10 protein-coding genes are annotated in these 12,476 nt (G+C 74.8%); 3 read left to right on the top strand and 7 right to left on the bottom strand.

Annotated elements, in window-relative coordinates:
* Window positions 1-263 precede the first annotated feature (263 nt).
* Window positions 264-920: a DUF3000 domain-containing protein gene (locus ACZ4TG_RS21305; RefSeq protein ID WP_468165016.1), complete on the bottom strand. Its 657-nt coding sequence runs from the start codon at window positions 918-920 to the stop codon at window positions 264-266.
* 91 nt (window positions 921-1,011) lie between these two features.
* On the opposite strand from ACZ4TG_RS21305, the gene hemE reads away from it, so the two are divergent.
* On the top strand, window positions 1,012-2,115 hold the full coding sequence (hemE, locus tag ACZ4TG_RS21300; protein WP_468165014.1) for a uroporphyrinogen decarboxylase: 1,104 nt from the start codon (window positions 1,012-1,014) through the stop codon (window positions 2,113-2,115).
* A gap of 70 nt (window positions 2,116-2,185) precedes the next feature.
* Here hemE and ACZ4TG_RS21295 read toward each other — a convergent pair whose 3' ends face one another.
* The gene (locus tag ACZ4TG_RS21295; protein ID WP_468165012.1) at window positions 2,186-3,568 is read right to left on the bottom strand and encodes an FAD-dependent oxidoreductase; all 1,383 of its coding nucleotides are present in this window, start codon (window positions 3,566-3,568) and stop codon (window positions 2,186-2,188) included.
* A 72-nt stretch (window positions 3,569-3,640) separates the two neighbouring features.
* Complete coding sequence (locus ACZ4TG_RS21290; protein WP_468165010.1) at window positions 3,641-4,792, bottom strand: DUF4349 domain-containing protein; 1,152 nt, start codon at window positions 4,790-4,792, stop codon at window positions 3,641-3,643.
* 137 nt (window positions 4,793-4,929) lie between these two features.
* On the opposite strand from ACZ4TG_RS21290, the gene hemG reads away from it, so the two are divergent.
* Window positions 4,930-6,390 (top strand): protoporphyrinogen oxidase, encoded by a 1,461-nt coding sequence (hemG, locus tag ACZ4TG_RS21285; RefSeq protein WP_468165008.1) that lies wholly within the window; start codon window positions 4,930-4,932, stop codon window positions 6,388-6,390.
* Between the two features lie 23 nt (window positions 6,391-6,413).
* The gene (hemQ, locus tag ACZ4TG_RS21280; protein WP_468165006.1) at window positions 6,414-7,136 is read left to right on the top strand and encodes a hydrogen peroxide-dependent heme synthase; all 723 of its coding nucleotides are present in this window, start codon (window positions 6,414-6,416) and stop codon (window positions 7,134-7,136) included.
* Between the two features lie 116 nt (window positions 7,137-7,252).
* Here hemQ and ACZ4TG_RS21275 read toward each other — a convergent pair whose 3' ends face one another.
* The 4 genes from ACZ4TG_RS21275 to ACZ4TG_RS21260 form a co-directional block, all read right to left on the bottom strand.
* Complete coding sequence (locus ACZ4TG_RS21275) at window positions 7,253-8,908, bottom strand: alpha/beta hydrolase (RefSeq protein WP_468165004.1); 1,656 nt, start codon at window positions 8,906-8,908, stop codon at window positions 7,253-7,255.
* A 158-nt stretch (window positions 8,909-9,066) separates the two neighbouring features.
* Window positions 9,067-10,113, bottom strand: coding sequence for a TIGR04222 domain-containing membrane protein (locus ACZ4TG_RS21270; RefSeq protein ID WP_468165002.1), 1,047 nt, complete (start codon window positions 10,111-10,113; stop codon window positions 9,067-9,069).
* The gene (locus ACZ4TG_RS21265; protein ID WP_468165484.1) at window positions 10,110-11,411 is read right to left on the bottom strand and encodes an MbnB/TglH/ChrH family RiPP precursor modification enzyme; all 1,302 of its coding nucleotides are present in this window, start codon (window positions 11,409-11,411) and stop codon (window positions 10,110-10,112) included. Before ACZ4TG_RS21265 ends, ACZ4TG_RS21270 begins: the two co-directional genes overlap by 4 nt.
* Window positions 11,412-11,563: 152 nt before the next feature.
* A complete protein-coding gene (locus tag ACZ4TG_RS21260) occupies window positions 11,564-12,475 on the bottom strand; it encodes an aminoacyl-tRNA hydrolase (protein WP_468165000.1) in 912 nt (303 codons plus the stop codon).
* Between the last annotated feature and the right edge of the window lies 1 nt (window position 12,476).

Genomic DNA, 12,476 nt, shown 5'->3' with positions numbered 1-12,476 from the left:
CCGTGCTGATGGTCACTGACTCCTTCGGCACGTCACCCGCCCGGCTTTAGGGGATGATCACGATTTGGTGAGTAACAATTCGGGCAATTCGGACGCACGATCGATCAAGGGATGATCAGAAGCCCGCAAGGGCCGCCCGCTTCTGGCCATCCGGTACGGGTCCGATCGCCCGGCCGGGCCGCTCCGGCCGCCGCGGCGACACCCTGGCGGCGGCCCGCGGTACGTCCGTGCGGCCCTGTGGCTGCGTCCGTGCGGCCCTGCGGCTACGGGTGGTGCGGACCGCGCCGCTGTGGCAGGGAGACCACCCCGGTGACCGTGTCCGTCGGCCCCACCGGCGGCAGCCCCGCGATCTGGCACAGCAGCTCGCACCAGGCCGACAGGTGGGCCGAGGTGTCCGGCACCCCGCCCACCCCCTCGCGCGGCGTCCACGAGGCTCTGATCTCGATCTGCGTGGCCGGATGCCGCTCCGCGAGACCGCCGAAGTAGTGCGAGCCGGCCATGGTCACGGTCCCGCTCGCCTCCCCGTACGTCAGCCCGCGCGCGTCCAGCGCCCCCGTCAGCCAGGACCAGCACACCTCCGGCAGGAGCGGGTCGGCGGCCATTTCCGGCTCCAGCTCCGCCCGTACGAGCGTCACCAGCCGGAAGGTGCCCTGCCAGGCGTCGTGCCCGGACGGATCGTGGAGCAGGATGAGCCGGCCGTCGGCCAGATCGTCCTCGCCCTCGACGACCGCCGCCTCCAGCGCGTACGCGTACGGGGCCAGTCTCTGCGGCGGCTTGGTGGGGTCGATCTCGATCCCCTGCCGCAGCCGGGCCTTCTTCAAGCCGTCGACCGCCCGCCGGAACGGGAGCGGGACCGAGCTCTCCTTCGCGCTGTCCATACCGTCAGCGCCATCTGAAAATCGTCCCTGAGCCGCAGCCATGCGGGGAAGACTAGGCGGAACGAGCGGCCGTACGGCGCAGGGACACCCGCGCCGGGTCGGGCACTTCTTCATACGTGCGAAGATTTGGGTCGTGAGTGCCAACGACCTTCCCCCCGCGCACGGCTCCGTCGGCGCCGGGGAGACCCCATTCCAGGGCCAGCCGAGTCAGACGTACGATTCCGCCTTCCTGAAGGCGTGCCGGCGCGAGCCGGTGCCGCACACCCCGGTGTGGTTCATGCGGCAGGCCGGGCGCTCGCTCCCCGAGTACCGCAAGCTGCGCGAGGGCACGCAGATGCTGGAGTCGTGCATGCGGCCCGACCTGGTCACGGAGATCACGCTCCAGCCGGTGCGGCGCCACAAGGTCGACGCGGCGATCTTCTTCTCCGACATCGTCGTCCCGCTGAAGGCCATCGGCGTCGACCTGGACATCAAGCCGGGCATCGGCCCCGTCGTCGCCCAGCCGATCCGCCGCCGCGAGGACCTCGCACAGCTGCGCGACCTCACCCCTGAGGACGTCTCGTACGTCACCGAGGCGATCGGCATGCTCACGGGTGAACTGGGCTCCACGCCGTTGATCGGCTTCGCGGGTGCGCCTTTCACCCTCGCGAGCTACCTCGTCGAGGGCGGCCCCTCGAAGAACCACGAGCACACCAAGGCCCTGATGTACGGCGACCCGGAGCTCTGGGCCGACCTCCTGGACCGCCTCGCCGAGATCACCTCGGCCTTCCTGAAGGTCCAGATCGAGGCCGGCGCCTCCGCCGTCCAGCTCTTCGACTCCTGGGTCGGCGCGCTCGCCCCGGCGGACTACCGCCGCTCGGTGATGCCCGCGTCGGCGAAGGTCCTGGAGTCCGTCGCCTCGTACGGGGTCCCGCGCATCCACTTCGGCGTGGGCACCGGCGAGCTCCTCGGCCTCATGGGCGAGGCCGGCGCGGACGTCATGGGCGTCGACTACCGGGTCCCGCTGGACGAGGCCGTGCGCCGGGTCGGACCGGGCAAGGCGCTCCAGGGCAACCTGGACCCCGCCGTGCTCTTCTCCACCCCGCAGGCCGTCGAGGCCAAGACCCGCGAAGTCCTGGACGCGGCCGCCGGCCTGGAGGGCCACGTCTTCAACCTGGGCCACGGCGTCCTCCCGACGACGGACCCCGACGCCCTGACCCGTCTCGTGGACTACGTCCACACCCAGACGGCCCGCTGACTCCTGCGGCGCCGCTACGCGGGGCTTCCCTCCCGCAAGGGGGGAAGCCCCGCGCAGCGGCGGCCCCGGGTCAGACCCCGGCCGAGCGGACCGCCGAGACGGCCTTGCGGGCCGCCACCAGGACCGGGTCCCAGACCGGGGAGAACGGCGGGGCGTAGCCCAGGTCCAGGGAGACGACCTGCTCCACCGTCATGCCCGCCGTGAGGGCGACCGCCGCGACGTCCACCCGCTTCGCGGAGCCCGCGCCGCCGACGATCTGGACCCCGAGGAGACGGCCCGTGCGGCGTTCCGCCAGCATCTTCACCGTCATCTCCACCGCGCCGGGGTAGTAGCCCGCGGTGTTGGTGGAGGTGATCGTGGCCGTCACGAACCGCAGGCCCGCCTCCCGCGCGTCCCGCTCGCGCAGCCCCGTACGGGCGATCTCCAGGTCGCAGACCTTGCTCACCGCCGTGCCCACCACCCCCGGGAACGTGGCGTAGCCGCCGCCCACGCCCGAGCCGATCACCTGGCCGTGCTTGTTGGCGTGCGTGCCCAGGGGGATGTGCCGCAGTCGGCCCGCCACCAGGTCCAGGACCTCCACGCAGTCGCCGCCCGACCAGATGTTCTCGTGGCCGCGGACCCGCATCGACAGGTCCGTCAGCAGCCCGCCCGAATCGCCCAGCGGCAGTCCCGCCGCCCGTGCCAGGGCCGTGCGGGGCTCCACGCCGATGCCCAGGACCACCACGTCCGCCGGGTACTCGTCCCCCGCCGCGGTCGCCACCGCGCGGGCGCGGCCCTCCTCGTCCGTGAGGATCTTCGTCACCTCGGCGCCGGCCACCGTCCGGATCCCCATGCCGTTCATCGCGCTGTGCACCAGGCCGCCCATGTCCGGGTCCAGGGTGGCCATCGGCTGCTCGCCGCGGTGCAGGACGGTGACCTCGAAGCCCCGCTCGACCAGGGCCTCCGCCATCTCCACGCCGATGTAGCCGGCGCCGACCACCACCGCCCGGCGGCCCCGCGCCCGCTCCAGGGAGTCCATCAGGCGCTGGCCGTCGTCCAGCGACTGGACGCCGTGCACCCCGTGCGCGCCGATGCCCGGCAGCCGGGGGCGGACCGGGCGGGCGCCCGTCGCGAGGACGAGCTTGTCGTACTCCGTCCAGGACTCGGAGCCGGATTCGAGGTCCCGGGTGCGCACCCGCTGCCCCGCGACGTCCAGTTCCACCGCCTCCGTACGGGTGCGCAGGTCGATGCCCCGGGCGCGGTGCTCCTGCGGGGTGCGGGCGATCAGCTCGTCCCGGCCGGCGACCCGGCCGCCGATCCAGTACGGGATCCCGCACGCGGAGTACGAGGTGAAGTGCCCCCGCTCGAACGCGGTGATCTCCAGCTCCGCCGGGCCCTTCAGCCGCCGGGCCTGTGACGCGGCGGACATCCCCGCCGCGTCACCGCCGATCACCACCAGTCGTTCCGCTGCCATCGTCCGCACCGTCCTCCGCCGCCGCCGTCACGTGGGGGACACGCTACGGGCGTCCGCCCGGAGCAGGTGCCGTCAGCCCTCTCCGTCCGCTCGCGCTTCGGTGGAGGCGGGTGCGGGTGCGGGTGCGGGCGCCGGTGCGGGGGCGGGGGCGGGGGCGGAGCCCTGCGCGGGGACGGAGGCGGGCGCGGGCGCCGGCCACGGGTGCCCGGCCTGCGCCGGTGCCCGCTTCGGGGTCAGGCCCGTCCTCGGCTTCGCCGGACGGAACCTCCGGTACACCCGGAAGCCCGCGAACAGCAGCCCGGCCGCCAGGGCGAACGGCAGTACCGCGCCCAGTGCGAGCGTCAGGAACCACAGGATCGCCGCGAAGGCCTCCCAGCCGCCTCGCAGGGCGTCCATGAAGGAGGTCCCCTCCTCCTTCTTCTCCACCGGCTTCGGAGCGGGTTCCGAGACCTCCAGCGTGATCGTGCCGAGCGCGGTCTGGTCCTTCAGCGCGTTCTGCTGGGCCAGCAGCGACTCCAGGTCGGACTGACGCTTGCTCAGCTCGTTCTCCAGCATGACCACGTCACCGAGCGCCGAGGCCTTGTCCATCATGTCCCGCACGCGGGCCACGCTGGCCTGCTGCGAGCGGACCCGGCTGTCCACGTCCGCGACCTTCTCGGTCACGTCCTGAGCGTCGACCTTCCGGTTCAGCAGCTTCCCGCTGCCCTCCATCGCGCCGAGCACCGAGTCGAAGCGCTCGGCCGGCACCCGCAGGGTCACCGTCGACGTCATACGGCCGTCCGCGCCGCGCTTCGTCGACTCGTTGCCGACGTACCCGCCCGCGTTCTCGGCCGCCGTCCGCGCGCCGGCGAGCGCCTTCTGGGCGTCCGCCGTCTCGACCGCCAGGGTCGCCGTACGGATGACGTGCGGGCGGACCGTCACCGGCTGCCCCGCGTCCTTGGGGGCCGCGGTGGGGGCGGCGGCCGCGCCCGGCTTGCCCGCGGCGGCCTCCCCCCGGGGCCCGGCGGCGGCCTTGTCGGCCGCGGCCGTGCGGCCGCCGCTGTCGGGGGAGCTCCCGCAGCCGGTGAGCACGAGCGCCCCGGCCAGGGAGAGCGCGGCCAGAGCCGCGGCCGGGCGGTGTCCGCCCGCGCGATGGCCGGCCGCACGATTTCTGCCCGTTCGGTTTTCGGCCGCGCCACCTTCGGCCGCGCCGTTTTCGAACGTGGTCCTGCGCGTGGTGTGCATCGCTGGTGCCCCCCAGATCGGCTGTCGTTGCCGGTTCGACGTCCGGGGTCCGGCCGCGGGTTTCGCTTCCTCGGTTCCGGGGTGATCCCGATGAGGTCACGGTCGGGCCTCGGCGATCGGTCTGAGACGATGTGTCCATGCACGAAGCGGACATGAGTACGGACCGGCGGGGCTCCACCGGTCACGTCGTCGTCATCGGCGGCGGTATCGCGGGTCTCGCGGCGGCGCACCGGCTCATCTCCGACGGCCTGCGCGTCACCCTCCTCGAGGCCGGCCCGCGCCTCGGCGGGAAGCTGCTCGCCGGCGAACTCGCCGGCGCCCCCGTGGACCTCGGCGCCGAATCCGTGCTCGCCCGCCGCCCCGAAGCCGTGGCCCTGGCCAAGGCCGTCGGACTCGCGGACGCCCTCCAGCCGCCCGCCACCGCCACCGCACACCTGTGGACCCGGGGTGCGCTGCGGCCGATGCCCCGCGGCCATGTCATGGGAGTCCCGGGGGACTTGGGCCCGCTGGCGGCCTCCGGGGTGCTCTCCGCCGAGGGCCTGGCCCGGATCGGGGCCGAGCACACGCTGCCGCCCGCCGAGATCGGCGAGGACATCGCCGTCGGCGAGTACGTCGCCGCCCGGCTGGGCCGCGAGGTGGTCGACCGGCTGGTGGAACCGCTGCTCGGCGGGGTCTACGCGGGCGACGCCTACCGCATCTCGATGCGGGCCGCCGTCCCGCAGCTCTTCGAGGCCGCCCGCACCCACGCACTGCTGGGCGACGGGGTACGGGACATCCAGCGCAGGGCGGAGGCAGAGCCCCGGCAGGCCGGTCCAGTCTTCGCCGGCATCGACGGCGGCATCGGCCGGCTCCCGATCGCCGTGGCCGACGCGTGCCGGGCGGCCGGGGTGCGGATCCGCCTCGACACCCCCGTGCGCGAGGTGATCCGTACGACCGGCGGCTGGCAGGTGATCACCGGGTCCGAGGCCGTCGAGGCCGACGGCGTGGTCCTGGCCACCCCGGCCGGGCCCGCCGCCGAGCTGCTCGACACGCTCGCGCCCACGGCCGCGGCCGAGCTGCGGGAGGTCGAGTACGCCTCCATGGCCCTGGTCACGATGGCCTTCCGGCGCGCCGACCTGCCGTCCGCGATCAGCGACGGCGGCGCCAGCGGCTTCCTCGTACCGCCCGTCGACGGCCGGACGATCAAGGCCTCCACCTTCTCCAGCAACAAGTGGGCCTGGTCCGGCGCCGACCCGGAGCTGTTCCTGCTGCGCACCTCGGTCGGCCGGTACGGCGACGAGGGCCACCTGACGCGCGAGGACGCCGAACTGGTCGAGGTCTCCCTCGGCGACCTCGGCGAGGCCGTGGGCCTCGCGGCCCGGCCGGTGGCCTCCACCGTCACCCGCTGGGACGGCGGACTGCCCCAGTACCCGGTCGGCCACCTCGGCCGCGTCGCCCGGATCCGGGCCGCCGTCGGGGCCCTGCCCGGGCTCGCGGTGTGCGGCGCGCTGTACGACGGGGTCGGGATCCCGGCGTGCATCGCGAGCGCCGGCCGGGCCGCGGACGCGATGCTCGCGGGGCTCGGGGGCGCGTTCGGGACCCCTGGCACAGACCACTGATCAGCACACGGGACAATAGGCACATGACTGCACCAGAGAAGATTCCCAACGCGGGGAAGAAGGCGAAGGACCTGAACGAGGTCATTCGCTACACCCTGTGGTCCGTCTTCAAGCTGAAGGACGTTCTCCCCAGTCCCGAGGCTGACCGCGCCGGCTACGCCGACGAGGTCCAGGAGCTGTTCGACCAGCTGGCCGCCAAGGACATCACGGTCCGCGGCACCTATGACGTCTCCGGCCTGCGCGCCGACGCGGACATCATGATCTGGTGGCACGCGGAGACGGCGGACGAGCTGCAGACCGCGTACAACCTGTTCCGCCGCACCAAGCTGGGCCGCGCCCTGGAGCCGGTCTGGTCGAACATGGCCCTGCACCGCCCGGCCGAGTTCAACAAGTCGCACATCCCGGCCTTCCTGGCCGACGAGGTCGCCCGCGACTACGTCAGCGTGTACCCCTTCGTGCGCTCGTACGACTGGTACCTGCTGCCCGACGAGGACCGCCGCCGCATGCTCGCCGACCACGGCAAGATGGCCCGCGGCTACCCGGACGTGCGTGCCAACACCGTCGCGTCCTTCTCGCTGGGCGACTACGAGTGGATGCTGGCCTTCGAGGCCGACGAGCTCTACCGCATCGTCGACCTCATGCGTCACCTGCGTGCCTCCGAGGCCCGTATGCACGTCCGTGAAGAAGTCCCCTTCTACACCGGACGCCGCAAGTCCGTCGCCGATCTGGTGGCCGGGCTCGCCTGATACCTCCCCTGGGGGGAAGGACCGGAGCAGCGCTCTCTCCTGGTAGAGGAGCGCCTTCCGGTGGATCGGGAGGCCCTGCCCCCGAATCGACGCAGCCGGAGACCCCGCCCGGAAGTTCAGACGACAGGCGGCAGCACGGCCCTGGGAGCATTCCCCGGGGTTCCTGCTGCCCGGTCGTCCAGCGACACCGGTGCGGGCTCCGGATGCGGCGCACACGTGACACGCCACCCTGAGGTGTCACCCGTCAACAAGTACCGCTCCACGTGGGTGTCGACGCAGGCGTTGTGACCGCCCACCACCCCGTGGGCACCCGCCTTCCGCTCCGTGACCAGCGCCGACTCCGTGCCGAGCCGCCGCTGGAGCTCCAGCGCCCCGGTGTACGGGGTCGCCCCGTCCCGCTCCGCCGCGACGATCAGGGTCCGCGGGAGCCGGGCGGGTCCCTCGCCGACCGCCACCGGCTGCTGCCGCTCGTGGACCGGCCAGTACGCGCACGGCAGGTTCAGGAAGGCGTTCGCCCAGGTCTCGAAGGGCGCCCGGCGGGCCAGCTCGGTGTTGTCGCGGTCCCAGGTCGCCCAGTCGGCCGGCCAGGAGGCGTCGTTGCACAGCACCGCCGTGTAGACCGCCGTCGCGTTCTCGGCCTCCGCCGCGGCCCGCGGGTCCGGCCCGGCCTGCCGGGTCAGCGGACCGGGATCGCCGCGCAGGAAGGCGGCGAGGGCTGCCGCCCGCTCCGGCCAGACCTCGTCGTAGTACGCGGCCTGGAGGTAGGCGGAGTGGAGCTCGCCGGTGCCGACCAGCCCGCCCGCGGGCGTACGGGCCACCGCGCTGCGCACCCGTTCGTAACTCGCCTGCACGGCCGCCGGGGTGGCGCCCAGCCGGTACGTGTCGTGGTGGCGGGCCGCCCAGGCGCGGAAGTCGTACCAGCGGCGCTCGAAGCCGGGGGCCTGGGCGAGGTTGTTCAGGTACCAGACGCGGCGCGGGTCCGGGTCGACCGCCGAGTCGAAGACCATCCGGCGCACGTGGCCCGGGTACAAGGTGGCGTAGACCGCCCCCAGGTAGGTGCCGTACGAGGCGCCCATGAAGGTCAGCTTCCGCTCGCCGAGCGCGGCGCGGAGCACGTACAGGTCCCGGGCGTTGTCGAGGGTCGTGTAGTACGGCAGGGCCGCGCCGGCCCGCTCCGCGCAGCCCCGGGCGTAGGCCCGGGCGGCGGAGACCCGGTCCCTCTTGTACGCGGGGGAGGGGACGGCCGGGACCTGGGTGGGGGCCTTCGCCCCCGCGGCGGGGTCCCGGCAGGACAGCGGGGCCGAGCGGCCGACCCCGCGCGGGGCGTAGCCGACGAGGTCGTACGCCGCGGCGATGCGCTTCCAGGCGGGCAGATCGGCGACGAGCGGGAAGAACATCCCGGAGGCGCCCGGGCCGCCGGGGTTGAAGACCAGGGAGCCCTGGCGGGCCGTCCCGGCGCGGCCGCCGGTGGCGACGCGGCTGACGGTGAGGGAGATCCGCGCGCCGTCCGGGCGGGCGTAGTCCAGCGGGACGCGGAGGGTGGCGCAGCGGACGGGATCGGGCAGGTTCTCGGCGGCGGGGCAGGCGTGGAAGCGGAGCGGGTCCCGCGCGGCACGGCGGGCGACGAGCTCGGCGCCGTCGGCCGCGGCCCGTGCGGCCTTGCCCGCGGCGGCGGAAGGGGGCGTCCCGGCCGCGCGGGCCGGCACCGGGGCGCACAGGGCGAGGGAGAGCGCCGCCGCGGCGGCCCCGCGGCGAGCGAGCGTCGTCCGCATGGCGGCCCCTTCGTCTCATCGGCTGATCCGATCAGATGCCGTGGCGGAGCCCGTGTAAAGGATCACCGCCCGGTGTCGGGCCCGATACCCCCGTTCCGCGCACTCCGGCAGCACCCCCGCCCCGGCGGGCCGCCGTGCGGTGCGGTCGTGGGGAGCGGTCAGGAACTGCTGGAGCAGCTCGAACCGGACGAACTGCTGCAACTGGAGCTGGACGACGAGCAGCTCGAACTGCTCCCGCCGCAGCTCGAACCGGAGGACCCGCAGCCCGAACCCCCGCCCCCGCAGCTGGACCCGGAGGAGCCGCAGCTGGATCCCGAGGAACCGCAGCCGGATCCCGAGCCCGAGCCTCCGCTGTCGCTGCCCGCGCACCAGACGAGGACGGGCAGCACCTCCGCCCCCGAGCCGGACGAGGAGTGGATGGGGTGCGGCCGGGTCCGGGACTGGGCCGCCGCCAGCCGGGTGCTCCGGGCCGCCGGAACCAGCTGCTCGCGCAGGTACGGGTCCCGCAGACCCCGCAGCCCGAACAGCGCGGTCTGCACGTGCGGGGTGTGGTCGTTCAGGTAGTGCGCCCGGATCTCGCCCAGCGCGGCCTGCCCCGACGGGGTGATCCGCTGCTTCGCCCGCTTGGCGAGGACGCCCCCCAGCACGATCCCGGCCAGCAGGGCGGGGAACACCTTCACGATGAACGGCACCTGGGGGCCGGGCTCCAGGGACCACGCCACGATGGTGAGCGGCAGCGACAGCAGCACCAGCGCCCCGCACACCGCGGACTGGACCACCCCCCAGCGCTGCCAGGTGCGCCCGGCCCCGGGCCGGCTGAGCAGCCCGCGGTCGGCCAGCGCGTCCCCGGTCTCTTGTACGGACGGGTCCAGCATGGCCGCGTACCGCACCTGGTACAGCCACCCGGACGGCGCCTGGCGCAGCGCCAGCAGGACGGCGCGCTCGGCGGGGTCGTTGGCCCGTGCCCCCGGCCGGGCGTGCACGATGCCGGGACCGCCGACGACCAGGCGGCCGTCGCCGAGCAGCGAGACGAGCGCGCTGTCCACGACGGCGCCGGGGCCGCCGGCCATGAACGCGGCCTCGGACAGGTCGTGGAGCCGCTCGCCCGGCCCGGCCGCCGGGGGCCGCGAGCGGCGCAGCCCCCGGAACAGCTGGACGGTCGAGACGATGACGCCGATCCACACGGCGACGGCGAGGTAGTTCATGCGGCTCTCCCCACGAGGGCTCGCGCCCAGCGCACGATCCGGTGCGGCGGCCGCGCCCCGGCCCGGTCCTGCCACCAGGCGGTCAGCCGGCGGCGGGCGCCCGGGTCGGCCGGCAGGTCCTGGATCAGCAGGTGTTCGGCGAAGTCCAGCGCGTCCCGGCGGTACCCGGCCGTCATGGGCCGGTTGCGGGCGTACCCGAGGAAGGCGGTCCGGTACGCGTCCTCGCCGCCCAGGATCCCGGGCAGCTCGGGCGCCAGCTTCGCCACGACCGAGGCCCGCTTGGCGGCGAGCGCCCGCGCCTGCACCCGGACCCGCTGACGGTCGAACCCCTCGGGCACCGGGGTCCCGGCGACCAGCGCGGACAGCAGCGCCGCCTGCTGAAGACCGACCCGGGTGCGCGCCCGCTCCCGCTCGGACGGCGTGCGCGGGGCCGGGTCCGGGGCGGCGCCCGGGGCGCGCGGCGCCGCGCGGCGGGGGGCGGGATCCGCGGGGCCGCCGTCCAGCACGGCCCGGATCGCGGTCAGCTCGCCCGCCAGCTCACCCTCCGGCGGGAAGTCGTCGTCCCTCTCCAGCAGCACCCCGGCCGGCTCCACCCGCGAGCGCAGCTCCGCCAGGACGTCCAGCACCACGGGCGGCACGGGGTGCGCGTGCGTGTCGTGCCACACCCCACCCCGTTCCACGCCGCCGGCGACGTGCACGTACGCCAGGGCCTCCAGGGGGATCGCGTCCAGCACCGCCGCCGGGTCCTCGCCCCGGTTCACCCGGTTCGTGTGCAGGTTCGCCACGTCGATGAGCAGCCGCACCCCGGTCCGCTCCACGAGCTCCGTCAGGAACTGCGCCTCCGTCAGCTCCTCCCCGGGCCAGGAGAGGAGCGCGGCGATGTTCTCCAGCGCCAGCGGCACCGGCAGGGCGTCCTGGGCGATCCGGACGTTCTCGCACAGCACGTCCAGCGCGTCCCGGGTGCGCGGCACCGGCAGCAGGTGCCCGGCCTCCAGCGCCGGCCAGGAGCTCCGTACGAAGGCGATGTGCTCGGTGACCAGCGGCGCCCCCAGCGCCACCGCGCGCTCCCCGAGCGCGGCCAGCTTCCCGGCGTCGGGGCGGTCGGCCCCGCCGAGGCCCAGCGAGACACCGTGCGGGACCACGCGGACCCCTCGGTCGAGCAGTCGCCGAAGCGACGTGGGCAGGTGGCCCGGGCAGATGTTCTCGGCCACCACCTCCACCCAGTCCAGGCCGGGCAGCCGTTCCACCGCGTCCGCGATCTCCGGCCGCCAGCCGATGCCCACCCCCAGGCGTGCCATGGGCTTCATGTCCCCCTCGCCCCCTCTCGTCGTGCGTCTGCCGGTGTGATGACCCCGGCAGGGTCGCGCCAACCCGCAGGAGGGGACGTTCAGAGCAACATTTGAGGTTCCGCGACCGGGGCGCGGGCCCGCCCCGACCGGCGAGGCACCCGCTACAGCCGGGCGCGCAGGGCCGGATGGTCGGAGACCACCGTGCAGGAGCCCGGGGCGATCTCGGTGAAGCCCGCGTCCCGGACCACCGGAAGCCCGCTCGCGCTCAGCTCCGCCCAGCGCTCGCGCGGGGCCGTCCGTACGGCCAGCCGGAAGCCGGAGTCGCGCCACGCGGCCCGCTCGGCGGCGGTCAGCTCCCACCACGCCAGCTGCGCCGCGTGCCCGGCCTGGGCCATCGCCTTGCCGGCGGACATGCCGAGGTCCGGATTGAGCCACAGCACCGGGATCCCGGGCGCGGGCGGGGCGGGCGGCCGCGGGTCGTCGAGGTCGGTGCCCGACACCTGGAGCTTGGCCAGCTCCTTGGGCCAGCCGTCGAGCGGGACCGGCGGGAAGACCCGTACCTCGACCTCGGGCGAGGTACCCGGCGCCTCGCCCGGCGCCTGACCCGATGCCTCGCCCGGCACCTCGCCCGACGCCTGACCCGATGCCTCGCCCGGCGCATCGTCAGCCGGCCCGTCCGAGGGGCCGTCCGACGGCCCGTCACCCCGTACCGTGACGCCCGGCAGGGTCTGCGCCTTGCGCCACTCCGCCCCCCGCGCCCGCCGGACCACCTTCCGGATCCGGGCGTCCTGCCAGTCCCGTACCGCCTCGGCCCACTCGCCCTCGCCGTGCGCCCGCTCGTCCGTCAGCAGGACCAGCACCGCGCGGGCCGCCGCCTCCAGCGCGGCGGTCCGGGCCGGCGGGGCGGTCTTCTCGATCCGTACGACCAGCGGCAGCACGAACTGCGGGGCCTCGTCGCGGACGGGGTGCTCCTGCCGGAAGGGGCTGTCGGCCCCGACCACGGGTACGGCGGCGGGGTCCTGGAGGGTGTTCTGCGCGGGGCCCTGCGCGGCCCGGTCGTCCTCGGTGCTCATC

The sequence above is a fragment of the Streptomyces sp. NPDC028314 genome, assembly GCF_055565795.1.
The sequence above is the reverse complement of the archived record's forward strand: the minus strand, read 5'-3'. Positions and strand labels throughout refer to the sequence as shown.